Origin of the sequence: Streptosporangium sp. NPDC006013 (assembly GCF_040614275.1) — a bacterium.
Taxonomy (GTDB): Bacteria; Actinomycetota; Actinomycetes; order Streptosporangiales; family Streptosporangiaceae; genus Streptosporangium.
In genome coordinates this window covers 1-23,389 of sequence record NZ_JBEXUE010000122.1, presented here as the reverse complement: position 1 = coordinate 23,389, position 23,389 = coordinate 1, and the positions used below count along the sequence as shown (strand labels likewise).

General features: G+C 64.9%; 22 protein-coding genes. 17 read left to right on the top strand and 5 right to left on the bottom strand.

Annotation, left to right across the window (positions count from 1 at the left end):
• From ABZ260_RS20285 to ABZ260_RS20275, 3 genes are all read right to left on the bottom strand, one after another.
• On the bottom strand, positions 1-1,360 hold a 1,360-nt coding region (locus ABZ260_RS20285), incomplete at its 3' end, for a hypothetical protein (RefSeq protein ID WP_355619684.1).
• A 58-nt stretch (positions 1,361-1,418) separates the two neighbouring features.
• Positions 1,419-4,715, bottom strand: a complete 3,297-nt coding sequence (locus tag ABZ260_RS20280; protein WP_355619681.1) for a hypothetical protein — start codon at positions 4,713-4,715, stop codon at positions 1,419-1,421.
• 522 nt (positions 4,716-5,237) lie between these two features.
• Positions 5,238-5,975 carry a hypothetical protein gene (locus tag ABZ260_RS20275; RefSeq protein ID WP_355619678.1) on the bottom strand — a complete coding sequence of 246 codons (738 nt, stop codon included), beginning with the start codon at positions 5,973-5,975 and terminating at the stop codon, positions 5,238-5,240.
• A gap of 334 nt (positions 5,976-6,309) precedes the next feature.
• Here ABZ260_RS20275 and ABZ260_RS20270 point away from each other — a divergent pair, with 334 nt between their 5' ends.
• The 7 genes from ABZ260_RS20270 to ABZ260_RS20240 all read left to right on the top strand — a co-directional run bounded on the left by ABZ260_RS20270 (position 6,310) and on the right by ABZ260_RS20240 (position 11,765).
• Positions 6,310-7,581, top strand: a complete 1,272-nt coding sequence (locus tag ABZ260_RS20270; protein WP_355619675.1) for a DNA cytosine methyltransferase — start codon at positions 6,310-6,312, stop codon at positions 7,579-7,581.
• Positions 7,578-8,399 (top strand): very short patch repair endonuclease, encoded by an 822-nt coding sequence (locus ABZ260_RS20265; RefSeq protein ID WP_355619672.1) that lies wholly within the window; start codon positions 7,578-7,580, stop codon positions 8,397-8,399. Before ABZ260_RS20270 ends, ABZ260_RS20265 begins: the two co-directional genes overlap by 4 nt.
• A gap of 350 nt (positions 8,400-8,749) precedes the next feature.
• Positions 8,750-9,385, top strand: coding sequence for a DUF6461 domain-containing protein (locus ABZ260_RS20260; RefSeq protein WP_355619669.1), 636 nt, complete (start codon positions 8,750-8,752; stop codon positions 9,383-9,385).
• Positions 9,386-9,445: 60 nt separating this feature from the next.
• On the top strand, positions 9,446-9,925 hold the full coding sequence (locus ABZ260_RS20255; protein WP_355619666.1) for a hypothetical protein: 480 nt from the start codon (positions 9,446-9,448) through the stop codon (positions 9,923-9,925).
• A gap of 479 nt (positions 9,926-10,404) precedes the next feature.
• The gene (locus tag ABZ260_RS20250) at positions 10,405-10,683 is read left to right on the top strand and encodes a hypothetical protein (protein WP_355619663.1); all 279 of its coding nucleotides are present in this window, start codon (positions 10,405-10,407) and stop codon (positions 10,681-10,683) included.
• A complete protein-coding gene (locus tag ABZ260_RS20245; protein WP_355619659.1) occupies positions 10,680-11,126 on the top strand; it encodes a MerR family transcriptional regulator in 447 nt (148 codons plus the stop codon). Before ABZ260_RS20250 ends, ABZ260_RS20245 begins: the two co-directional genes overlap by 4 nt.
• A 309-nt stretch (positions 11,127-11,435) precedes the next feature.
• Positions 11,436-11,765: a YnfA family protein gene (locus tag ABZ260_RS20240; protein WP_355619656.1), complete on the top strand. Its 330-nt coding sequence runs from the start codon at positions 11,436-11,438 to the stop codon at positions 11,763-11,765.
• Positions 11,766-11,776: 11 nt separating this feature from the next.
• On the opposite strand, the gene ABZ260_RS20235 is transcribed toward ABZ260_RS20240, so the two are convergent.
• Entirely contained in the window at positions 11,777-13,015 is a 1,239-nt protein-coding gene (locus ABZ260_RS20235; RefSeq protein WP_355619653.1) for an MFS transporter, read from the bottom strand.
• Between the two features lie 381 nt (positions 13,016-13,396).
• Between ABZ260_RS20235 and ABZ260_RS20230 the strand changes: the two genes are divergently transcribed.
• Complete coding sequence (locus ABZ260_RS20230) at positions 13,397-13,939, top strand: GNAT family protein (protein ID WP_355619650.1); 543 nt, start codon at positions 13,397-13,399, stop codon at positions 13,937-13,939.
• A gap of 680 nt (positions 13,940-14,619) precedes the next feature.
• Positions 14,620-14,775, top strand: coding sequence for a helix-turn-helix transcriptional regulator (locus ABZ260_RS20225; protein WP_355619647.1), 156 nt, complete (start codon positions 14,620-14,622; stop codon positions 14,773-14,775).
• A 103-nt stretch (positions 14,776-14,878) separates the two neighbouring features.
• Here ABZ260_RS20225 and ABZ260_RS20220 read toward each other — a convergent pair whose 3' ends face one another.
• On the bottom strand, positions 14,879-15,364 hold the full coding sequence (locus ABZ260_RS20220) for a DUF6609 family protein (protein WP_355549451.1): 486 nt from the start codon (positions 15,362-15,364) through the stop codon (positions 14,879-14,881).
• Between the two features lie 112 nt (positions 15,365-15,476).
• Here ABZ260_RS20220 and ABZ260_RS20215 point away from each other — a divergent pair, with 112 nt between their 5' ends.
• The 8 genes from ABZ260_RS20215 to ABZ260_RS20180 all read left to right on the top strand — a co-directional run bounded on the left by ABZ260_RS20215 (position 15,477) and on the right by ABZ260_RS20180 (position 22,817).
• Positions 15,477-15,701 (top strand): hypothetical protein, encoded by a 225-nt coding sequence (locus ABZ260_RS20215; RefSeq protein ID WP_355619644.1) that lies wholly within the window; start codon positions 15,477-15,479, stop codon positions 15,699-15,701.
• Positions 15,702-15,760: 59 nt separating this feature from the next.
• Positions 15,761-16,414: a response regulator transcription factor gene (locus ABZ260_RS20210; RefSeq protein WP_355549455.1), complete on the top strand. Its 654-nt coding sequence runs from the start codon at positions 15,761-15,763 to the stop codon at positions 16,412-16,414.
• Positions 16,415-16,558: 144 nt separating this feature from the next.
• Positions 16,559-17,917: a histidine kinase gene (locus ABZ260_RS20205; protein ID WP_355619641.1), complete on the top strand. Its 1,359-nt coding sequence runs from the start codon at positions 16,559-16,561 to the stop codon at positions 17,915-17,917.
• Between the two features lie 159 nt (positions 17,918-18,076).
• Positions 18,077-18,517 carry a hypothetical protein gene (locus ABZ260_RS20200; RefSeq protein ID WP_355619638.1) on the top strand — a complete coding sequence of 147 codons (441 nt, stop codon included), beginning with the start codon at positions 18,077-18,079 and terminating at the stop codon, positions 18,515-18,517.
• A 96-nt stretch (positions 18,518-18,613) separates the two neighbouring features.
• A complete protein-coding gene (locus ABZ260_RS20195) occupies positions 18,614-19,564 on the top strand; it encodes an ATP-binding cassette domain-containing protein (RefSeq protein WP_355619635.1) in 951 nt (316 codons plus the stop codon).
• Positions 19,561-21,186 (top strand): hypothetical protein, encoded by a 1,626-nt coding sequence (locus ABZ260_RS20190; RefSeq protein WP_355619632.1) that lies wholly within the window; start codon positions 19,561-19,563, stop codon positions 21,184-21,186. The genes ABZ260_RS20195 and ABZ260_RS20190 overlap by 4 nt, the downstream gene beginning before the upstream one ends.
• 66 nt (positions 21,187-21,252) lie before the next feature.
• A complete protein-coding gene (locus tag ABZ260_RS20185) occupies positions 21,253-21,624 on the top strand; it encodes a hypothetical protein (protein WP_355619629.1) in 372 nt (123 codons plus the stop codon).
• A 296-nt stretch (positions 21,625-21,920) separates the two neighbouring features.
• Positions 21,921-22,817 carry an aminoglycoside phosphotransferase family protein gene (locus ABZ260_RS20180; RefSeq protein WP_355619687.1) on the top strand — a complete coding sequence of 299 codons (897 nt, stop codon included), beginning with the start codon at positions 21,921-21,923 and terminating at the stop codon, positions 22,815-22,817.
• Positions 22,818-23,389 lie beyond the last annotated feature (572 nt).

Below are 23,389 nucleotides of genomic sequence, written 5' to 3'. Positions count from 1 at the left end.
GGGACACGTTGACCAGCAGGTCGACCAGGGTGACACCCGAATCGGTCAACCATTGGATCACCTTGAGCTTGTCCAGTTGGAACAGGAGCCCTTCAGTCTCGGTGCGCACACCGTACATGGGGAACTTACTGTCGTGGCCAGCGGGAAAGAAGCGGAACCGTGCTGTGGTTACGGTGCCGCGACGTGTGGTGGACACAGCTCTTCCACTGATTCGCGTGTATCCGGCCACGATGTAAGCGATGGGCAGCTCCCGTAGCAGCGTGATATCGGCGAATCCGTAGTGAAGGAAGAGCTCTCGGTATCGCTGGTAGATCGGCTCCAGCGGGGTTCCAGCATCGCCGGCGAGTAGGTTCTGGACCGTAAGCGGGGCGGCGTCCCAGGCCAGACCCAGTTGGCGACACTCTTCGCCGAACGCCTCGATGGTTTCATGATCCTTGCCAAGAGCGTCGATTTCCGCAGCCCAAGCAGGTGTGTCGTCTGTCCGCTGCCTCGCTTTAGCGATGAGTTGTTCGTACAGGTCATCACCTGGCTTGAGTCCCAAGGTAGCCGCAGTTTCCTGTGCCTGCCGCAGAGCGCCGTCGGCAAGGGAGGTTCCAGCAGCTAGGCGTAGCCCTTCCGCGCCACGTGGCAAAATGCCGAGACTCTGTGCTACGGCCGCCGCGTACACCCGCTCATGCGCTAGGGCGGCGTAGCCGCTTCGGGTAGGAGGGTTGATCACCGTGATTTGCTGTGGGTAGTAAGCCGAAGTCTGTGGCACGCGCATCACCTGCGGTCGGCCGGTACGGCAAGTGGAGCACCACCGCGTGATTGGTTGTTCGGAGCGTTGCTGACATCGGGTACAGGTCCAGTACCACCGAGATATCTGTAGATCGCGCGTGTTATGCAGACGCATCGGCGCCCGGCAGCCGGAGTCGCAGCGAGGCGCGTTGATCTCTTCTAGATGACCGCACTCATGGACTTCACTCCAGGAGAATTGCTCCATCGGTCCATGCTCCCCAACAGGGCAGGCCGGTATTGGCTCCCCGGTACGAACATTCTGGAAGGCCCGGCAATCCCGGCACAGAAAGGTGTTGGGAAAGCGGCTGGCTTTAAGATCCTCAGCCTTGACCAGATTGAACTGACGTCGATCGATAATGTCCAATTCCGCCTTGGCGCCTGGACCAGCGGCGTTGGTAGCGGCGAAGGGGAGGAGCAGACGGCGGAGTTGTGGGGCGACCCACCCCTCGGGGACATCGAGGGGTGTGACCTGGCGCGGAGGTTCCCCGATGACGGACCCTCTTGATGACCAGTTGTAGGGTTGACCCGGCATGTAGCGCCAGAGTGCCCCTATATTGCTGCGATTGAGCTTGTCGAAGGCCATGACGAAGTTCTTCCTCGTAGGGGGAAAGGGCGGCGTAGCGAACTAGTTGTCCGCGTGGCTATACGTCGCCGTAAATAGTCAGAGGCTCTTCGATGTCACGAAGAGATCGAGGCACAGACGGACGTAGCAGTTCAGGTATCCGTTTGCCGCTTTCCGCGCGTAGCGGGAGGGCGGTGAGCTGGTCCGCGACCCAAGCGTCGATCGCTTCTCGGTGCATCCGGTGGTAGACGCTCGTGTCGCTGATGTAGAAGCCTCGACGTAGCAGTGAGACGAGCATGTCCTGCTTGATCTCACCGCTGTTGACCGCCTCGCGGAACGCTGTCGAGTCCGCGAGGGAGCGGCGCCGACGGCCTCCGGTGATCCATTTCCGATCGAGCACCTGGAGAAGCCAGGCCATGAGCCCACCAGGCAAAACGCGCTTAAGCACGGGTACGGACTGGCGGTTCACCGGTACCTTGTGAACCAATCGGTCGAGGTAACGAACCCATTCCGGGTAATAGCGGTAGACGCTGGCGTCCCTGTCCCGGCTCGGATTGATCACGTTAACTACCAGGCCAGGGTGGCTTCGTCCTACGCGGGCGGAGGCCTGGATGATCTCGGAGGCTTGGGTCGGCGTGCCCATGACGGCCATAACGCCGAGCCTTGCGACATCGAAACCGTGGCCGATGGCCTTCGTGGCTGCGATGATCTTTACTCGGCTGAAGTCGTCTTTGGGCGGAGTAACCAGCCGAGAAACGGCAGAGCGTACGGTCCCCGAATCGGTGTCCCCATTGATAATTACGAGGTTATCCTCGCTGCTGAGAAGTTCTCGGACCGCATGGTCACGGGTGAAGCTGGTCAGATCTTCGTTGCGCAGGCAGTACGCGACGAGCACCTCGTACAGGTCTTCACCTGCGACCCGAGCAGCTTCGACGACGTCGCCATCATTGGCGTCGAGTCCAGCCTCTCTGACCACGGCCCTAGGGTGGTCACGAAGGTCCTGCGCCCAACGCGCATGAACAACCGCTACCTCCCGGGTGGCGGTGACCATGGTGCTCGCCCGCGAGCGTACGCCGAGATAGCGACGCAAGGGATCACCGACTCTGGTCGTCGACCAGAAGGTCTCACCGGGTTCTGGACCGTTTACAGGAAAGCGGTGCGCTTCTCGTTCGTAGAGATGGCGTACCTGATCGTGGTATCCCTCGATTGTCGCGGTCGCGCCGACGATCTGGAAGGGCTCATTTTTGAGATGCTCGCTGATCGTTTGTAGGAGAGATTCATACATGCCGTCGAGCGCGCCGAGGCTTTCATCGAGCAGGTGGAGTTCATCTGCGATTTCCAGGCGTATGTGCCCAAAACCTCTTGGTACGGGATGCCGTTCTTCCTTGCAGCCGAACACTGAACACCAGGTGGGGTTGGCCGAGTAACCGTGCCTGGGACAGCGGGAATGTGCGCGCCCGAGGAGAATTTGGAATGCCTGATTTTGTCCAAGTTGGGCCAACTTGTCTACGGTACCTACCAGTACGGACGGGGCACGTCGGTAGATGTCGTCATCGACGCCCCAAACTGGTAATACTCCAGCCAGACGACAGGATGAGTTTTTGCATATGTGTCGCATAGTGTGGCTTGAGTCATCCCACCTCACTTCGATGGAATTGCCGCACAGTGGGCAGTCGTTCAGGACTCGGCACGCTTCCGCTGTTTCCGGTGCTCTTGGGTCGGGGCCGTTGAAATTTCCACCAGGCTTGTAAAGCTTGTTGGGAGTGTTGCCTCCCCCGACGAAGTATCCAATGCCGAAAGCGGCTGTTCCGGAGATACGAGGATCGTCTTGACGGACCAATTCGGCGTTGAAAACCATCTTCGCGAAGCGTTCGGTCTGCTGCATGGCGAGCAGCCGCAGCGGGAACCGGGCCCATACCTGTGCGCCGGCGGTAACTCCTGTGTAACGCCCGTAGAAGAGCGTAACCAGCATGAGCCCGAGATAGGCTTCTGACTTCCCGCCACCGGTCTGGAACCAAACGATGTTGACCTTGGGATACTTCCTGGGGGCAACCATCCCGGGAAGGCAACCGACGATCCAGGCGATCTGGAACGGCCGCCAGGCTGAGTATTCGTCTTGTGCGGCGGCTTTGATCACTTTGTTTGCCGCGATGAAGGCGTCACGGACATGCGGATCGGAGCGCAGTGCATCCAGGCCAGTTCGCACCCACTCGACTTCCTCCCGCGCGGCTCGCGCGTCCTGTTCGGCTTCCTCCCGCGCCTGTGCATCCCAACCTCTAGCGGCCTGCAATACATCGAGGGCGGCTTCCCCCCAGTGATCGTTGACCCAGATTTCGAGCATCCCTACAAGCTTGGAGATGGTGCCTACAGGATCCATGATGAGCGAGTCGAAGGTCGTGTCGATCGGAGCTTCTCGACCGTGCTGACCCTTGGAGGCCTCCCGAGGATAAGCGCGCCATGTCGGTTCTTCGGCGGCGAACTCAGTCCTCAGTATGGTCTGTCCCGCTTTGACGTAGCAGGTAACGGGAGATGCATGGCCGAACGCGGGAACGATACGCTCATAACGATGGGACTGGGCAACCTGCTCCAGCTCATATGGCTCGATATTGGTATCGGCCCAAGCTGTCAGCACCACCTCACAGAGACGAGTGTCCAGGTATGCCTCGTCATAGGGGCGGATCCCGTCGATTAGCTGATTCGTAGGAGCAGGAGTGGTATTCACTACCGCGACGAATACCTCAAAGAAACCGTCGATTGGCGTAACGTCGATTTCGATAGCCGCTCGATGGTCGGGCGGTGTTAGGTCTGTCGGGTGAACGAGACTGCGCACACTGTACGCGGCCCAGGTTCGTTCGTCGATGAGGTCGCGGTCGTGGGGCAAACCCCCATCAGGGACGCCGGGACGGCGCTGTCGAAAAAACAGGTCGGCATGGGGCGCTGCGGCAGAACGCAGCGCGGCCGTGATCTCAGCTTCACCAACGCGTATTGACCTCGCCCCATCCGAAGAAAGCGGGACCGTGATCTGAACGGGCTCCATCGCGATCTTTGTCCAGATTCGAGCTATCTTGTAGCCGTTCGTTTGCCCGTTTCTGGGTGCCATACCACTGGTCTGTGCGTTCCCGGCGGAAGGCGTTGGTCGTAGTTCATCCTTGGCACCCGCGCCCTCAGAGCCCGAGCTGAAGTCCGCATCCACCGCTTCGCGCTGTTCGGCGAGGGTCGGATGCAGAGCCAGGTAGACCGCTGCGCTGACCTGAACAGTCAAGCTGTCGGGCAAGCGTCGCACGCGGAACGAAAAGCCCTGGGCGGGAGGAGTTATCTGGAGCCCGCGGAAGCCCGCATTGGTTTCGGCGATCAGCTTGGGTTCGCTGGCAAGCATGCCAAGCCACAGCCGCTTGTGCGGCTGGTCCAGCAGACGAGTGCCTGTTGGAATAGAGAGCCCAACGGCTTGATCGATGATACGCCGAGAGAGACAGCCCAGCAGGGCATCATAACACCGAGCAGGCGTCATAGCCACTATGGCGCCATGAGGAGATACAGACACACCAAAGCTCCTGGTTGAAGAGACAAGGCGTGACGCCGGTGGGCACGTCCGGAACATCCCTCGCGTGACCTGCTGAAATAAGTAAAGGTGAGAGCTATGTGCTTACTGTGCGTCTTGGGTTACCTCACACGGTAGCTCGTTCATGGCCAGTTCGTCCCCTGCTTTCGTGGAATCTCCCAGGCAACAGGGACAAACTGCAGGTGGTGCTGGTGGCAGTCTCCTTCGAGACGCGTGTCGCTCGGCTCGGTTAGACCGGAAGGCGACCTAGCACCCTGCGGGGGGATCCCAATGGCGTCGAGCTGGAGGAGGCTGCTGCCAGACGGACTGTTGATACGCCCCATCTACGGATCAATCGTGCTACTGGTAGGTCTTGCGCGCGCTGGGGTAGGGGCCAGGCTTCGGGTACATGATGGCGTAGCCCGGGAGCGCGACGATCTGCCACTGGGGTTGAGCCTGAGCGATCGTCTGACCCAGGAGCGTAAATAGCTCGTCAGCGGTAGGCGCATCGCGTGGAACCACTACATGAAGATCTTTTTGAAAGGCGGCCGCCTGATACCGAAAGACGTACGGAAGTGCGGATTTAACATGTTTGAGTAGATCGGACATCATGTAGAGGCCTGCTGTGATGTCATCACAGATCCAGTTAAGGTCGGCTGGATACTGAGAGTCGAAGTGGTCGGCCTCGAAGATCGTGGTGTCGCGATTCTGCCCGGGATCATTACTTCCAAATCCGTTGAAGTTCCACGGGGCCTCGCCGTCGGTCTTGTAGTAGTGGATCAGCAAGCGCTCTGGCGCAACCGCATGGAGATCCTCGTCGACAAATAGGCAGACATAGCCAACGTCGCGAATGTCAATGTTCAGGCGGCTGGAGAGCTTGCGGTAGTGCTTGCTAAGTCGCTTTGGGAGGGACGGGTCGGCTTTGCCGACATACACCATGTCCCCGTTCACGTACAACTGGTAGACGCCAGCACGGTTTGGCAGTGCGGCGATCGTCTGAATGGTGAGCGGCTCGGGATCGAGAGAGGCGAGTGAGGAAACGAGCTGGTCCGCCAGTGCTCGTGTGATGCTCAGCCGGAACTCGGCGCTCGCAACCATCGGCAACTCCTTGATCCAGTGATCTTCGTCTGGAGCAGACTAGCAATTCGGGTAGGTCGTGATACTGGGTACATCGTTGCCGGTTCATCGCGGGATGATCACAGTTTTGGAGCGTTGCAAAGCTTCTGGACCTTGTATCGCTAGGCCGTCGCGCTAGCGGTCAGCCGTATCTGCAGCTGGCTCGTTAGAGCTGCGTAACAGGTGCAAGCGGGTGTGAGGGGCGCTGTACTGGCGACTGGGGGTCGCAGCAAGGGCTCTCTGGACTAGACGAACACTTCGAAAGAGTTTTCGTAGATGAGCTTGAAGATCGTTTATTCCGCGGTACACTTCCGTCATGCCTGATCAGCGAGAAGAGTCGGTTCGTGGTCGTACCAGCGTTGAGTTGTTCGCTGGTGGAGGTGGTCTGGCCATGGCGGTTCACCGCGCAGGCTTCCGGCCTCTCCTGTTCAACGAACACGCCAAACGGGCCTGTGAGACGTTGGTCGCTAATGGCGCCGAAGTTATCGAAGAGGGGCGACCACTCCCTATTCCGGCCCCTGGTGAGCCATGGCCGCTCAGAGCTGGTGACGTCCAGAAAGTCGATTTCGAGTACCTGGAAGGGAAGGTGGACGTCCTAGCAGGCGGCCCCCCGTGTCAGCCCTTCAGCCTCGGCGGAGTAGCCAAGGGGGATGAGGACGAGCGCAACATGTTCCCCCAGATGTTCCGCGCGATTCGAGAGATGAAGCCGAAGGCGGTCATCTGCGAGAACGTCCGAGGACTGCTACGTCCGTCGTTCAAGCCTTACTTCGACTACATCCTGCGCGAGCTGGAGTTGCCCTTCGAGGAGCGAAAGGAGGGCGCTACCTGGCAGGAGCACGACGCGGTGCTGAGACAGCGAATCGGGGAGGAAACCGAAGGCTCAACCCGGCGGTACACAGTCATCATGACGCCGGTCAACGCGGCGGACTACGGTGTCCCCCAGATCAGGAACCGGATCATCATTGTGGCTTTTCGCGCCGACCTCAAGGTTGATGTGCAGAGGTTCAAGGAGTTGGTGAAGCCGGGCTTCTCGGAGGCCGCACTTTTCCACTCCATGGTCAGTGGCGAATACTGGAAGTCCCACAAGGTTCCAGACGCCGTGAGGGAGAGCGTGATGGCACGTGTGCCGAAGGTCATCCCCGACCCGGGTGACACCAAGCCGTGGCGGACCCTTCGCGACGCGATCGCGGGAATCGACGGTAACAAGCCGCTGCCCCGAATCCCCACCGAATTCCTGGACCGCAGGGAGCACCTACTTGGTGGCTTTACCGATCACATCGGCTGGCCGGATGCGCGGATCTACCCTGGTCACACCCCGAATGAACTCGACCGCCCCGCTAAGACCGTCAAGGCCGGCGTCCATGGGGTGCCCGGCGGGGAGTCGGTAATGCTCCTTGACGATGGGACTCATCGGTATATGACCGTACGCGAGACCGCTCGTGTCATGACCTTCCCTGACGACTGGAAGCTGCAAGGTCCCCGCGGAGAGAAGATGCGGCAACTCGGCAACGCCGTACCAGTCCTCTTGGGCGAGGTCTTCGCCAAGGCGGTCGCCGGGATACTGAGGGAAGTTGAAGATCGGGTATGACCGCCGACCAGGGAACTGAAGCGGGGCGATGGAGGGACAAGCCGCCGCCTGTTCGAGCGTGGAAAGGGAAAGCGCGAACACGGGAAACCCGAGCCGCAGAACAGGATCGCGCCGCCGGAGGACGGCATCAGCGCATAGTGGACCTTGGCGATGGGCGCTTGGCCTGCGCGTCCATCGAGCTCAAGGTTTATCCTAAGACTCGGCGTATCCGTGCCTATCTCCGCTGGTCGGACAAGGGACGGTCTCCTGCTGTTTACGTCGGAGAAGTCGACCATGAAACTCGCGCGAGAAACCTGGCCGAAGCGTGGGAAACAGCCATCAGCTTGGGCCTGCTCACACCTCAGAGTCCTTCCCCGATTGAGCAGTCGTGGGCGTCATCTCCCGCTGTACGCGTCGTCATGCAGGGCAATCGGAGCCGCGACACGCGCCCCGAGCGTGTGCTGCGGTCGGCTGTGCACGCCCTCGGTCTCCGATACCGGGTTGCCTCTCGACCAATGCCGGACCTTCGTCGCACCGCTGACCTGGTGTTCACGAAGGCGAAAGTCGCCGTCTTTCTCGACGGTTGCTACTGGCACGGCTGTCCCGAGCACTATCGACCATCGCAAAAGAACTCGGACTTCTGGCAGAAGAAGCTGGCGTCGAACCAAGCACGCGATCGCCAGACCGACGAACTCCTCAGAGACGCCGGCTGGGAGGTTGTCCGGGTGTGGGAACACGAAGACGCCCAGGCAGCGGCAGACCGCGTCGCTCAGACGGTACGCGATAGGCAATCACGCGTCCCAGCCCAAAGATCAGCGGAATGCCAAAAATCCGTTTGATCTCCAGGAAGCCGGACTTAGGAGCTGTCTGCGAGGATACTTTGGCCGACCTTCAGCGGCGTGCGCCAGCTGACTCGAATTCGTACTGGGGATCTTCGGACCTGATTGAGGGCGTCTTGGGTTGCAGTTCACCGCCGCACCATGCCGTTCCAGGCTGACCGGCCGAGCGTATTGGTCCAGCTGGAACCGATCGGGACGGCCGAGATCCGAGCTGCTAATGCGGTTTGGGTCTGAGGCCCATCCGTTGTGTGCAGCAACGGCTTCTAACGCTCTTCGTTGTGCACTGTTCTGTCGTACTTGCCTGGAAAGATCTCGAACCCACAGACCCGACGGCGACGGAGCTTCAAAACATGAGTGATGGACGGCCCGAGGCCTCCGACGTGTATCGCTACTACCAGCGCCTCCTGGAGGGGAACTGGATGAGCGAGGCCCTTTGCTGGACGGTCGTCGTTCCCCACGACGGGAGACCGATGACACTCACCGAGATCGGAGACCGGGTAAGCGGTGGCACCGGCTACCAGGCTTACGAGACAACCTCCTTCGAGGACGAGGAGGACTACCTCGTTTCCTCCGAGGACTCCGATTGGGCGATGCTGGTGGATCACTCAGGTCCGCTGACCGCGCTGCTCGAATACAACGGGTTCCGAGGGGTTCATGATCCGGTGCTTCCGCGGTTGAGCGTCGGCGGACGGGCGTACAGCGCCTTCTGGAACGTCAATGCCAACAACCGGATCAGCTGTGCCGTCGACGGAGAGATGGTTCTGTCGTTCGACACCATGTTCGTCGAAGACTGGATCAAGGAGCCGGGACTGACGCGATGGCCCGAGTTGCGGGCCATGGTGCCCTATTTTGATTGGCAGAACGGGCAGAGCTGGCGAGCGGCGATGCTGGCCGCAATTGAGCTGGCCACCGGGGCACGGTTGACCGAAGGGTGGACCGAGGAAGAGCGGTCGTATCTGACCTCGTCAGAGGCGACGATGGGCTGATCGAATTGGAACGCACTCCTCTTGAAACCGCTGGCATCACGCGGACGCGATGGTGAGGGCATGGAGGGTACTGATGGCGCCGGGGACAGCGTGGATCGCATCAACGAGTGGTTGGGCGCGTGGCAGCTCAACCAGTCCTATGCGCAGGATCGCGATCGGGGTGAGGCCCGGCGAATCTGGGCACGGGTTGCTTTCGCCGCCCTCGATGGTGCTGAGCAGGCCGGCTACCCCACGAAGAACGCGGATGCAGGCCGCTTTCACCTTCGAGCGTTGCTGATCGTTGATCTCACCCCCGATGACGACCCGCTATGGAGTCCGGACCAGCTCGCCTCAGACGTCTTGGAGGCCCTGCCTCTTGGTTTGGAGCAGGCGAGAGCTTGGGTGACCGATTGGCGCATGCGTCCTCGACACGAGATCGCGGCCCTGCGCACGTGCAAGAACCTTCTCGGCCCTATGGAGCCGATCGCGGATCGACTGGCGGCAGGGCCGGTAAGAGCTCAGATTAATCGCTGGCTGGACCTTCGAGCCCACCTACCGTGACGTGCAATATACGTGCAATGATCATGAGAGTGAGAGCGGTGCAGAGGTGACGCGCCGCAGGTCACGAGCGGTGTCACGCTGAGAACGGTCACGTCCTGTAAAACCGTCGGCTCAGCCTACGCAGGTTCAAGTCCTGCACCTGCCACACCAGCAGAAGAGCCCTCACAGCAGCGGAAATGCGGTGCGGGGGCTTCTTCGTTTTGGATCTACGACTCCCCGTGATTCCTCGCCGTTTCCCGTGAGATCCGGCTTCCACCCCACCCACTTACGGTCCTGATGTTGGAACATCGATCATCCCGGAGCCGAAGTGCCCCCGCCGGAGGCATGGTTTCAGGGGTTGCATCCTGTACCGGGGTACAGGCTTACCATCGGACCGTAGGGATCGCTCGCATGAGGGACGGGCGATCTTGATACATGGAGGGCTCATGGAATGGGCGCCGGCTGAATGTACGCTTCCGACCGAGGAACGGCCATTCCGAGTGGCGGAGTTCGATGAACTGTTCGCTTCCGCACTGCGTGGACTGGAACGCGTGGGACCGACTCACCTGCGGCTCACACTCGATGATGGAGCAGAAGTAGAGAAGACCGCGCGTGACCTGACGGCCCGTGAGACGGGTTGCTGCTCGTTCTTCGCCTTCGCGCTTACTCCTGGTGGCGATGGCCTGGCCCTGGATATCGAGGTCCCGGCGGTGCACGCGAAGGTGCTCGACGGGCTGGCGGTCCGGGCGATCAAAATGGCTCCCCGGGTCGCGTCGTGAACGGGGAGTGGTTGCGTACCGGAGAGGTCGCCGAAGCGGCGGGGGTCAATGCTCAGACGTTGCGTTACTACCACCGGCGGGGACTGCTGCAAGAGCCGCAGCGTAGCAACGGGGGACATCGGCTGTATCCGCCGGAAACCGTGACCGTCCTGCGTGTGATCAAGGTGGCGCAACGGCTGGGCTTCACGCTGGAGGAGGTGGCCGCCCTGGTTGAGGCGGCTGCGCATCGTCACGGCACGTCGGACAGCGGTTTGCAGGCACAGGCAACAGCCAAGCTCGCCGAGGTGGAACAGAAGATCGCCGACCTTCAGACGATCCGCGACACGTTGGTTCAAGCGGTGGACGCCGGGTGTGATGACCTAGTGGCGTGTGCGGTGAGTTCGTGCTGCCCGTTGCCGTTCTCCGGCCTGGCGGACGGGGGCCGGCATGTCGACCTCAACTGATCCTGATCAGCGTAAGCGCCTGGTCCCAGCTGGTCTGACGGGCTTGGCTGCGTTGGCCTGTGCCGCGTGCTGTGCGCTTCCTGTGCTGCTGGCTGCCGGGGTGATCGGAGGCACCGGGGCCATCGCGCTTACGGGCGTTATGCCGACAGTGGCGCTGGTCCTGGCGGGCGTGGCCGTGCTGGCTTGGGGGCTGGTGTGGTTCCTGCGCAGGCGGAAGCAAACTACTGGATGCGCGGGTGGAACTGGCTGCGGCTGCCAGAGTACGGGGGCTCATCGGCCCACCGAAAGCGATCCCCTACAGCCGCAGCTGTGACTGTCGCTCGTTCCCTCCTGCTGTTCGTGGTGGCCGCGCTCGCCGAGATCGGCGGTGCCTGGTTGGTCTGGCAGGGAGTGAGAGAACAACGTGGGCTGTTGTGGGTCGGGGCTGGAATTATCGCCCTGGGCCTTTACGGCTTCGTGGCCACCTTGCAACCGGATGCCAACTTCGGCCGCATCCTGGCCGCCTACGGTGGCATCTTCGTGGCCGGATCCCTGGCCTGGGGCATGCTCATCGACGGGTTCCGCCCTGATCGATGGGACGTCATCGGCGCCGTGGTGTGCCTGATCGGCGTCGCCGTCATCATGTACGCCCCGCGTTGATGGTCAGAGTTTCAGACCCCAGTAGCTCGTCCGGTACGGGTGAACAGCATCCCGATGAGGGCGATACCCATCCATGCGGCGAGGTAGGCCCATGCGGCGTTCGGTGAGACCAGGGTCCACAGCAGTCCGGCAATGGCGCTGGCGGCGAAGTTGCCCAGGGATTGGACAGTGGCCAGCAGGCCGAAGGCTGATCCACGTAGGTCGGTAGGGGCCAGGGCTGCGACGGCTGCGTGTTCGGCGGTCTCCACGCATCCGATGGCCAGACCGGCGGCGATGAAGGGCAGGGCCAGCAGGAGGTAGCCGGCGGTGTCGAAGGCCAAGGTGGCGTAGGCGATGCCGAACAGGGTGATTCCTGCGGTCATGACGAGGACGGGGCCGCGCTTGCCGAGTCGGTCGGAGGTGTGTCCGGCGGGGATGGATGCCAGGGTCGCGGCGATGTTGTAGGCGACGTACAGGCCCAGGGCGATGCTGGTTGCTGCTTCGATGCCGTGGGCGGGGGTGAGAAGCTCTGTGGCTCGCAGGATGAGCAGGGTGGCGGCGACGTTGCCCACCTCGAAAGCGATGATCGCTCCGAGGAGACGGCCCAGGTCCCCGCGTAGAACGGGCCGGATACGCAGCCTGATCGGGACGCGTTCGCGTACGGCTGGCTGGGCGGCTTTTCGGATGGCGTAGATGATGGCCAGGGCGGCGAGGATGCCGGGAATGACGGAGATGAGGATTGCGGTCCGGACGTTGAAGACGGCGACCAGGCCCAGGGCGAGAAGTGGTCCGCCGATGGCTCCAAGGTTGTCCATCGCGCGCTCGAACCCGTACGCCCGGCCGTAGGCATTGGCTGGAACCAGGTCGGCCAACAGGGCGTTGCGGGCGGGGACGCGTAGACCTCGGGCGAACCAGGCTCCCGCGCGTAGGGCTCCGGCCTGCCAGATGTTGGTGGTCACTCCCAGCAGGGAGGAGAGAACCGCGGTGGTGGTGTATCCGCCGACTGCTACGGTCCGTCGTCGTTGAGGGTCGTCGGCGAGTGTGCCACCTGTCAGGCGGCCGACTCCGGCCAGAGCATCGGCGAGACCTTCGATGAGGCCCAGTGCTGCGGCGGGCGCTCCCAACGTGGTGGTGAGCAGGCTGGGCAGGAGGGCTGTGGGAACTTCGTGGCCGACGTCGGCGAGGAAGCTGGCGCTTCCGATTCCGGCGACTCCGGAGTTCATCCATCGCTGCTCTGGGGGATTGGGCTCACTCGCCGAGGGCTCAGGCATGAGCGTCAGTGTGCCGTAAGCCGGTGTGCTGTTCTTCGGCATGATTCTTGCGGTGAGCGGAGCGGCCGGCTGCTGGTCGCGCCGCCGCCCCAATGCGGCACGACAATCGCCACGGGGTGGTCACGATCTGTTGTGGCCGGGGGTGATTGAAGATCCGGGGTTCGTTCCTCACCCCGGCTCACCGGGGAGCATGGCTGATCAGTGTTGCCCGGTTCGGGCTGGAACCAAAGCCTCCGGCGGGGGTGCTCAGGTTCCGGGATGATCCCGTCATCTGGCCTTCGTCGGCATCGCCAGCGCCCTCATCTGCTACCGCCGCTACACCAACTGCGACGACCGCTTATCGGTTTGCCGCCCGCCAGCCCGGTCGGATAGAAAGCCTGAATGCTAAAGGGCAACAAGGTCGGACTCAGGGCCCGGCACGAGGACGACATTCCGATCCTGCAGGCCGAGCTCTACGACGACGTGGTCACCCACTCACGGGCCCAAGGCCAGCCGTGGCGGCCGATCACGCCCGGCTCGAAGGACTCGCAGCTCGTGGTGGACGACAAGGAGCAAGGGCACGTCCCGTTCTCCGTGGTGGAGCTGGACGGCGGCACACTGGTCGGCACCGCGGTGCTGTGGGGCATCGATAACCACAACCGGTCCGCGCACATCGGGCTGGGGCTGCTGCCGTCCGCCCGCGGCAAGGGCTATGGCACCGACGTGGTCGCGGTGCTGTGCCACTACGGTTTCGTCGTGCGCGGCCTGCAGCGGCTGCAGATCGAGACGCTGGCGGACAACGCTGCGATGCTGCGCTCCGCCGAGCGCAACGGCTTCGCCCGCGAGGGCGTGCTGCGCTCCTCGGCCTGGGTTATGGGCGAGTTCCTGGACGAGGTGCTGCTCGGGCTCCTCGTCCAGGACTGGAAGCCGGACTCGAAGGTCTAGGCTGCCACCGACGGTCAAGGGCGGGTCGCAGGTGTCGTGCCCGTTGCGTGCCCGTCAGGAGGGTGAACAAGGGGGACTCACGGGTACTCAGCCCTCTCCCTCGCAGGTCAGCACTTCACCAGCTCAGCGGCCAAGTGCGTTAGAGACTTCCCAAGCTGATGGCCTCAACTCACCGGACGTGGCAGGTTCGGGTAGTGCAGGACCTCCACGTACATGATCCGTCCCTCAACGACGTCAAGGATCAGATCACCTCTCGGCGGAAGCAGTGGCACGCATCTGTGCCCGGGACCGTACGCTCCGTCCGGCTGCTCGGCCGTATAGAAGCTCTGGGTGAGAGGCCAACTGTCAGTTGGAACAGTCACGGGCTGTAAAGCCGTCGGCTCAGCCTACGCAGGTTCAGTCCTGCACCTGCCACGCTGGATTTTCCCAGCTCAGAGTCCCGCGGGGGGCTCTTTTGCTTTTCTGGGACATGCAGCCGCAGGCAGCCGGAAGCAGCCGCATGTCACCACTCCATCAATATGCGTGCAATGATCTTGAAGGCGTTTTACAGGTCGTTCCGGGCTTTCCGAGCGGTTCACGAGCGGAAGGCGACCGAGGGAACGCCGAAGGGTCCCGGATGGCTTCCGGGACCCTTTTCGTATGGTGAACACCTCAGCCGACCAGCGCGTCACCGAGACGACGTGGTCAACGTCGCGCAGCGGAACAGCGTCTACCAGACGATCGACCGGCTGCTCCGTGCCGGACTGATCGCGGTCCGCGAGACCTCGTGCGAGGAGAACCGCCCGGAGCGCACGGTCTACGAGCCGACCGAGGCGGGCAGGGAAACGCTGCGGTAGTGGATGCGGACGATGCTGAGCACGCCCGCTCGCGAGTTCCCCGAGTTCCCCGCCGCGCTCGCCTTCGTGGTCGTGCCGGCGCCGGGCGAGGCCGCGGGCGACGTCAGCTGAAGGTCAGGGCGGGGTAGGCGAAGAGCATCACGGCGCCGAAGCCGAGCTTGAGCACCGCGTCGACGACCCCGAACACGGGGGTGGGCACCTCGCGCGCCAGCCGCAGTCCGACGAACGCGTTGATCGCCGTCAGGACGCCCAGGATCGTGATCAGCGGGCCGTGGGCGAGACCCATCGGCAGGAAGTGCAGGCCGACGACGAAAAGGATGCTGAGGATCAGCGTCCGCTCGTCCGCGTCCTTGTTCTTCGTGAGGACCAGATAGATCAGGCCCGCCTCGATGACGAAGGAGCCGACGAGCCCGGCGATGTGCGCGAACGACGGGCTGCCGAGGCTCGGGAGCAGCGCGCTGAGGCCGCTCGCGGTGAATCCCGTGATGAACCCGCCGATGAGGAACTGGATCCAGTACTTGTTGAACGCCCAGCTTCCCAGGAAGCCCAGGCCGACGAAGACCAGGAAGAGGCCGCCTCCGCGGATCAACGGATATGGATGATCTGCGACGAATACCACAATTGACGGCATGTAGTCTCTAACCTTCCCCAAAGGTAAAGATCAGACATTATTGCAGAACGGTGATCAATGCCGGGGCCTGATGTTCACGTGCGAGATCCGTCGGCCGTATGGCGCGGGCCGGAGTCACCAGGGCTGCCCGGCGGGGGGGGACTTCGACCACGGCGGCGATCGCACCGGCCGGTACCGTACGGCCCCGGCCGACGCGGACGGTCGCATCTCCTACGCCGACTTCGCGATCGCGCTGCTCGACGAGATCGACACCCCGAAGCATCACCGTACGCACCTGGACGTCGAGCAGGGCTGACAGGGAGGCCGGGCTTCACGGCGGCGCGGTGAGAGGCGGAGAGCTGGGAGGATGGGCGGATGACCATACGTGTCCTGATCGCCGACGACCAGGAGATGGTGCGGCGCGGCCTGCGCCGCATCCTGGAGAGCCAGCCGGACATGACGGTCGTCTGCGAGGCCGCAGACGGGGTGACCGCGGTCGAGATGGCCCGGAGGTTCCAGCCGGACGTGGCGCTGGTCGACATCCGCATGCCGAGAATGGACGGGTTGGAGGTGACCAGGCTGCTCGCCGGTCCCGACGTGGCCACCCCGGTTCGTGTCGTCGTTGTGACGACCTTCGACCTCGACGAGTACGTCTATCCGGCGCTGCGCCACGGCGCGTCCGGGTTCCTGCTCAAACGGTCGGGTCCTGCCCTCCTGATCGAGGCGGTCCGGGCCGCTGTGGCGGGGGACAGCCTGATCAGCCCGTCCGTGACGGTGCGACTGCTGAAGCACGTCACCGGATCAGGACCGGGGCAGGGGCCGCTGACCGAGCCGCTGACCGAGCGGGAGATCGAGATCGCCGGTCAGGTGGCCGAGGGCAAGACCAACGCCGACATCGCCGCCGAGCTGTTCATCTCGCCGGGCACCGTCAAGACCCATGTGGCGAGCGTCCAGCGCAAACTCGGCGTGCGGAACCGGGTCGGCATCGCCGTACGCGCCTGGGAGATGGGCTACGCCCGTCCCCGATGACAGGGCCCTGCTTCTGCGAGACGAGGCGGAGCGTCGAAGATCGTCCGGCATGCGATACGGGATGGCCGGGTCCCCAGCCGGGATGGTGAATATCCAGATTTATCAAGACAACGCTGGTCGATAGCGCTGCGTACGCTCACATTCATGACCCGAAGCCGGATCCGCGCCTTCCTGTGCGCCATGGTCGTCGTGACGGTGCCGGTCCCGGCCGTACTCGCGCCTCCGAGCGCGCTCGTCGTTGCCTGCTCGGCCACGCTGGCCATGGCCGCCGCACTGTCGCGCTGGCCGTACCGGGGGATCACGCTCGCCGGGGCGGCGGGCTTGGTCACGGTGGTCTCCTTCGCCGTCGCACTCGTCTACCAGGGACGGCACCAGTTCGTCGGGCTCTGGCTTCCCATCGAGATGTGCGCGTTGCTGCTCCTCCTCGGGAGGGTGGTACGGCGGCTGCCGGGATGGCAGGCGGCGGTGATCGGGGTATCCCTGGGCGTCGCGGTCACGTTCGAACTGCCCCTGCGCCTCACGCTGCGCATGCCCAACCCGACGGCGGAGACATCGATCCTCGTCTGTTTCATGTCCTTCTTCCCCGTGGCGGTGGTGGCCGGTATCGCGCTGTACCTCAGGTCTCTGGACGACCGGCGGGTGCGCGCGGTGGCACGGGCACGCCGGGCCCAGCGGCTCGACGTGGCCCGGGACCTGCACGACTTCGTCGCCCACGAGGTCACCGGCATCGTGCTGGAGGCCCAGGCGGCGCAACTCGCCGACCAGGATCCGGAGCGGGCGCGGGCCCTCGCCGTACGCATCGAGGAGGCCGGGCTGCGGGCGCTCGCGTCGATGGACCACATGGTGAGCGCGCTGCGCGACCCGGACGAGCGAGCCGCGGCGGAGCCGCCCCCGACCAGGATGTACGGCTTGGCGGACCTGTCCGACCTGGTCGGCCGGTTCTCCGCGACGGGAGGGATCCCGGCCGAACTCCAGCGGGCCGAAGAACCGGCCGATGATCGGAGCGCTGCTCCGGATAGTGATCCGAACGGCGAACGGTCGGAGAAGCCGGCCGACGAGACGGCCGGAACGCTGCCGCGGGAGATCGAAAGCACCGCCTACGCCGTGGTGCTGGAGGCGCTGACCAACGTACGGAGACACGCGCCCTCGGCGACCCGGGTGCTCGTCTCGACCGTCCGTACCGCCGATTCCGCACTGGAGGTGTCCGTCGTCGACGACGGCGGCGTGGCCGGTGCGGGCGTCCTCACGGTTTGGCGGGGAGGGGCGGGCGGCGATCGGCGCGACCGCCCGCAGGCATTGACGGGGAAAGACCGGCCTGGCGGGGGTACCGGCCTGATCGGCCTGGCCGAGCGGGTCGAGGCGCTCGGAGGCACGCTCACCACTGGCCGCCTTGGGAAGGGGTGGCAGGTCAGAGCAGTTCTACCGGTGCCGAACGCCCGGACGGGAACGACCGTCGCCCGGCCTACCGGCCCTGACTCTCCTTCGCGCGCCGTGACGCTGTAGGTCCGATCAGGGGGCGGGGACCCGCCGAAACGCGTGCCGCGCCTCCAGCGGCACAGGCGCGGGGAAGGCGCCGGATATCTGCCGAACGGCAGATGTCACCGAGCGCCGAGAGGCTGGATCCTGCTCGGGATGCCCAATCCCCACGCATCGGAGGATCTGATGATTACGCGCAAGACGATGACGTGTGCCCTGGTGGCGTTCGTGGCCGCGGCGGCCCTCACCGGCTGCGCGGACGCCTCGAACGCGACACCGCACCAGACGGCCTTCCCGTTCAGCGGCAGGACGCTGGACGTGCGGGCGCACGAAACCCCGACGGACCTGGTCGCGGCGGACAGGAAGGACATCAAGGTCACCCTCTGGTTCGACGTGAAGGGCACCAACCCGTCGTCGAGCTGGTCCCTGGACGGGAAGACGCTCAACCTGCGGGCCGACTGCTCCGGGTGGGCCGACTGCTCGGCTCGGTTCAGGGTCGAGGTGCCGCGCGAGGTCAAGGTCCTGCGCGACGGCCGCAAGACGGACCTGCGCGGTACGCCCTCGGCCGGCAAGCCTTCCACCGGCACAGCCGGCACGGGCGCCGCCGCCTTCACCGGCGTGAAATGACCACGAACTACCCCGAACTGCACCGAACTACACCGACGAAACGGGACAAAACGGGTGAACGGCACACCGCATCACGCGGCGACGGCGGGAACACCGATGCTCGAACTGGTGGATGTCTCCAAGGTCTACAAGGGAGGTAAACGGGCCGTGGACGGCATCTCCATGCGTCTCGGCGCAGGACTGCTCGGTCTCCTCGGCCCCAACGGGGCGGGGAAGTCGTCGCTGATGCGGGTCGCCGCGACGGTCACCCGCCCGACTCGCGGAAAGGTCCTTTTCGAGGGGACGGACGTCGTGTCCCGGCCGGACGCGCTCCGCGCGGCTCTCGGCTATCTGCCGCAGGACTTCGGCGTCTATCCCCACCTGACGGCCAGGGAGTTCCTCTCCTACCTGGCCGCCGTCAAGGGGTTGTCGGCCCGCTCGGCGCGGGTGCGCATCGGCGAACTGCTCGAACTGGTCAACCTCACCGAGGCCGGTCGGCGGCCCCTGGGCGCGTACTCCGGCGGCATGTTGCGCCGGGTCGGGATCGCCCAGGCCCTGCTGGGCGATCCCCGGGTGCTGATCGTGGACGAGCCGACGGCCGGGCTCGACCCGGAGGAGCGGGTACGGTTCCGCACCATGCTCAGCGACCTGGCGGCGGACCGGGTGGTGCTGCTGTCGACGCACATCGTCTCCGACATCGAGTCCGTGGCGTCCGACATCGCGATCGTGGCCCGGGGACGGCTGCTGCGACGCGGCAGCCCGGAGGAGCTCCTGAGGGAGGTGGACGGCCAGGTGTGGGAGACGGTCGCCGGGCCGTCCGACGCCGTCGCCATGCGGGAGCGGTACGTGATCAGCCGCATGATCCGTACGGCGGGTGGGACGCGCCTCCGGTTCCTGTCGCCCACGCCGCCGGGAGGCGACACCGTACAGGTGGCGCCCGACCTGGAGGACGTGTATCTCGCCGTCGTCAACGGTCCCGCCGCACGGGCTCCGCAGGCCGTGGGCACCACGGGGGGCACCACGGGGGGCACTGCGGGGGGCGCAGGTGGACGGGCGGTGACCCGGTGACCGCCCGGGCGCCGATCGCGCTCGCCGTCGCCGACTTCCGGGAGCGGGTACGGCGTCCCGCGTACGCGGTGACCCTGCTGGCGGCGGTCGGCCTCGCCTGCCTGGCCGTGCCGGACGCGGGCTCCCACTGGGTGATCATGGATGTCGGGGGCTACCGAGGCGTCTACACCAGCGCATGGATCGGAACGGTCACCGCCCTCGCCGGCGCGTTGTGGCTCACGATGGGCGGGTTCTACGTCGTACGCGACGCGATCGCCCGCGACGAGCGCACCGGTGTGGGGCACATCCTCGCCGCCTCGCCGCTCCGCACATCGACATATCTGATCGGGAAGTTCCTCAGCAACTTCCTGGTGCTCGCCTCGATGGCGGGCGTGCTCGCGGTGGCGGCGCCGCTGATGCAGTTCGCGCGGGGCGAGTCCGGCGCGCTCGATCCGATCGCGCTGCTGCTTCCCTTCGCGCTGATCACGCTGCCCCCGCTGGTGCTGACGGCTGCGGCGGCGGTGCTGTTCGAGACCGTGCCGCTGCTGCGGGGCGGCGTGGGGAACGTCGTCTGGTTCGCTGTCTCGATGGTTCTGCTGCTGGGAGGACAGACGCGGAACGCTCCTCTCGGGGGCATCGGGGTGCGCCAGGCGGCCGAGTCGATGCGCGCCGCCCTGGTCGAGCAAGGGATCGACGTCAGCGGCCGGGAGTTCAGCCTCGGCCTGACGTCCGTGGCCGAGCCGTTGCGCACCTTCCGATGGGACGGCTTCACCCCCGACGCGGCTTTCCTGGAGGGTCGGCTGGTCCTTCTCGCGGTGGGGATCGCCGTGGCGCTGCTGCCCGCGCTCTGGTTCGGCAGGTTCGATCCCGCGCGCGGTCCCGGCAGCGGACCCGCCACCGTGCTGTCCGAGCCGGGCAAGGCCCGGGAGGGGGCTCAGGACGAGATCCTCGGAGACCTCCCGCGCGATGTCCGGGGAGAGCCCGGCGTGGGCGGACCCGTCGGCCGTCCCGGGTTCCCGGTGACGATGACGGCGCCGGTACGTGGCCGGGCCTTCCGGCGGCTCCTCGCGGGTGAGCTGCGCGTCCTCCTTCGGGGCGTCTCGCCGTGGTGGTGGCTCGTGGTCGTGGCCGTGACCGTGGCCGGTTTCGCCACTCCGGAGCCCGCGACGCTGCTCCCTCTCGCCTGGGTATGGCCGGTGCTGGTCTGGTCCCGCCTGGGCACCCAACGAGTCGAACACGGCCTGGAGGGGCTGCTCGGCGCCTACCCGACGATGCGGCGCGGGCTTCTGGCGGAGTGGGCGGCCGGGGTGGCGCTCACCGTCGTGACCGGGATCGCGCCCGCGGTGCGGATGGCGGCCACGGCCGACTGGGCCGGGGCGGGTGCCTGGGCGGGGGGCGCGCTCCTGGTTCCCGCGCTCGCGCTGGCTCTCGGCGTGGCCTGCCGTACCCACCGGGTCTTCCAGGTCGTCTACCTCGGCCTGTGGTACCTGGCCGTCAACGGCGTCGCGGCGCTGGACTACATGGGCGTGGTCAAGTCGGGAGGGCTTCCGGCCGGGCCGTCGCCGCTCGCCGTGGGCGGCCTCGCCCTACTCCTGGTGTGCGCCGCCCTGGCGGTCCGTACGGCACGGCACGCCGTGAGGTGATCCGGCATCCCACCTGGTCGCGCGATATGGGTGGAATGTAACGTTAGGTAGCAGTGGGGGTGCGCTATGAATAAGATCATCTGTGTTGCGGCGCTCGCCGCGATGACCACGCTCGCCACCGCCGGCGCCGGATACCCGATGGACGGCGTGGGCAAACAACAGGTCAGCCGGGAGCAATATCGGATCCTCCTCAACCAGTGCAGGTACGCCGATACCAGCGCCGCCCGGCGGGAGTGCCGCGCGGAGGTCCGGCGGACCTACATCATCGGGGAGAGAAACCCCGGCCTCGACTGCCGGACGTACTCCGGCATCACCGTGTGCGGCGAACTCAAGCTGAGCAAGAGCGAGAAGCAGTGCGTGCAGGACTCCGTGCGGGGCGGCCTCACCTACCGCCGCTCCGAGGTGGAGTGCTACGCGCTGAACGGGGGTGGCAACTGAACCGGCGGCGGGACGGTCGCACATCACCTGCGGGCGCCTCGGCGGCACAGGTACCGATGCCAGGTACCCGCAGCCTTGCGACAGGTGTCGACAGCGGCCCAGCCAGGCATATGTCCGCTCCACGCCCCAGCGACAAGGCCCAGGTCAGGGAGTGGATTCCGGCCCGCGTCCCGATCGTTTCCGAGCCTGTTCGATCTTACGGTTGGCGGCATGGCCCGAAGCCGCCATACGGGGGCCGAAAAGCCGAAAACACGTTGCAGGAGAAGACCGGGACGAGGAAGGCTCCTGGCGTGAAGATGCACGCCAACCAGCTGACGGTGACCCCGGAGACAGTGCGCACCTTGGTGGATGAGCAGTTCCCCGAGTGGCGGAGACTGCCCATCACGGGCATCGCCGCCCATGGGACGGTCAACACCATCTTTCGCATCGGCGACCGCTTCACAGCTCGGTTCCCTCTACAGCCCGAGGACGTCGACTCGACGCGGCGCTGGCTGGAGTCCGAAGCGGAAGCAGCCCGCGAGCTGGCAGGTCGCACACGGTTTCCCACGCCCGAGCCGGTCGCGCTCGGTGAACCCGGCGCGGGATACCCGCTTCCGTGGTCGGTGCAGACTTGGCTGCCCGGCGTCGTGGCCACCAACGAGGACCCGGGCGAATCTATCGCATTTGCCCACGACCTGGCCGATCTCATCAATGAGCTGCGCGCACTCGACACGCGTGGCCGATCGTTCGCCGGCAAGGGCCGGGGAGGCGACCTTCAATCCCACGACGCGTGGATGGAGACCTGTTTCAAGCACAGCGAACAACTCCTGGACGTTCGCCGGCTTCGCCAAATGTGGAAAGATCTTCGAAGTCTGCCGCGCAAAGCAGCCGACATGATGACCCATGGTGATCTCATTCCTGGCAACGTGCTCGTGTGCGCTGGTCGGCTGGCCGGAATTCTCGACGTCGGCGGCTTCGGACCGGCCGACCCTGCTTTGGATCTCGTGAGTGCCTGGCATCTGCTCGAAGCCGGGCCGCGGCAGGTGCTCCGCATGGACCTCGGGTGCGACGACCTTGAATGGGAGCGAGGCAAAGCGTGGGCCTTCGCACAGGCGATGGGGGTCGTCTGGTATTACCTCGAAACCAACCCGGCCATGAGCAGGATGGGCCGACGCACCCTGGAACGCATCATGGCAGACAAATCGCTCGCCTGAGCTTGAATGATCTTGATCGTCGTCGCGCCATTGACCCTGGTGGCGAGGGGGCAACCACGGTCGCTCATGCCCGCCCTTGAGCCCAGGTCGGCGCCCCTGACGGGCATGCTCCACGCAGTTCCAAGCTGACGGCGCGGGTTCGATTCCCGGAAATTCACCGTATGGGTCAGCTCCGAGTTCGCCGGCGCTGTCGCGAATGTCACGCCTCAGTACGGCCACGTGAAGGGGTGCGATAACGTGCAACTTCGCGCCGGGCAGACGAACGAAATCACCTGTACGGTTCAGGCGGGTGTCGAAGCCGCCGGAGTACCCTCCGAGGACAGCAGCCAGACCACGTTCACCCTCGTCGTGACGCAGAAGGCCGGGGACTCTTAATCCCACACCTACCGGCACACCATCCGCTGACGGCCGCTGACGTACCTGTCGCGCTTTCAACGGGAGCGGCGACCGCTCAGCTCGTAGACGGACGCATCACATGTCGGGCTGTCCACCGCCCCGGCCACCGACTTCTACGACCTGATCGTGATCGGGGGCGGCCCCGGCGGGCTGGGCGCCGCGGTCTACGGCGCCTC

Coding starts and splice junctions, on each gene's coding strand:
- ABZ260_RS20210 (WP_355549455.1), top strand. CDS start 15,761: ATGACCATACGTGTCCTGATCGCCGACGACCAGGAGATGGTGCGGCGC.
- ABZ260_RS20205 (WP_355619641.1), top strand. CDS start 16,559: ATGACCCGAAGCCGGATCCGCGCCTTCCTGTGCGCCATGGTCGTCGTG.
- ABZ260_RS20195 (WP_355619635.1), top strand. CDS start 18,614: ATGCTCGAACTGGTGGATGTCTCCAAGGTCTACAAGGGAGGTAAACGG.
- ABZ260_RS20185 (WP_355619629.1), top strand. CDS start 21,253: ATGAATAAGATCATCTGTGTTGCGGCGCTCGCCGCGATGACCACGCTC.
- ABZ260_RS20215 (WP_355619644.1), top strand. CDS start 15,477: ATGTTCACGTGCGAGATCCGTCGGCCGTATGGCGCGGGCCGGAGTCAC.
- ABZ260_RS20260 (WP_355619669.1), top strand. CDS start 8,750: ATGAGTGATGGACGGCCCGAGGCCTCCGACGTGTATCGCTACTACCAG.
- ABZ260_RS20230 (WP_355619650.1), top strand. CDS start 13,397: ATGCTAAAGGGCAACAAGGTCGGACTCAGGGCCCGGCACGAGGACGAC.
- ABZ260_RS20270 (WP_355619675.1), top strand. CDS start 6,310: ATGCCTGATCAGCGAGAAGAGTCGGTTCGTGGTCGTACCAGCGTTGAG.
- ABZ260_RS20280 (WP_355619681.1), bottom strand. CDS start 4,715: ATGCTTGCCAGCGAACCCAAGCTGATCGCCGAAACCAATGCGGGCTTC.
- ABZ260_RS20200 (WP_355619638.1), top strand. CDS start 18,077: ATGATTACGCGCAAGACGATGACGTGTGCCCTGGTGGCGTTCGTGGCC.
- ABZ260_RS20265 (WP_355619672.1), top strand. CDS start 7,578: ATGACCGCCGACCAGGGAACTGAAGCGGGGCGATGGAGGGACAAGCCG.
- ABZ260_RS20255 (WP_355619666.1), top strand. CDS start 9,446: ATGGAGGGTACTGATGGCGCCGGGGACAGCGTGGATCGCATCAACGAG.
- ABZ260_RS20275 (WP_355619678.1), bottom strand. CDS start 5,975: ATGGTTGCGAGCGCCGAGTTCCGGCTGAGCATCACACGAGCACTGGCG.
- ABZ260_RS20235 (WP_355619653.1), bottom strand. CDS start 13,015: ATGCCTGAGCCCTCGGCGAGTGAGCCCAATCCCCCAGAGCAGCGATGG.
- ABZ260_RS20180 (WP_355619687.1), top strand. CDS start 21,921: ATGCACGCCAACCAGCTGACGGTGACCCCGGAGACAGTGCGCACCTTG.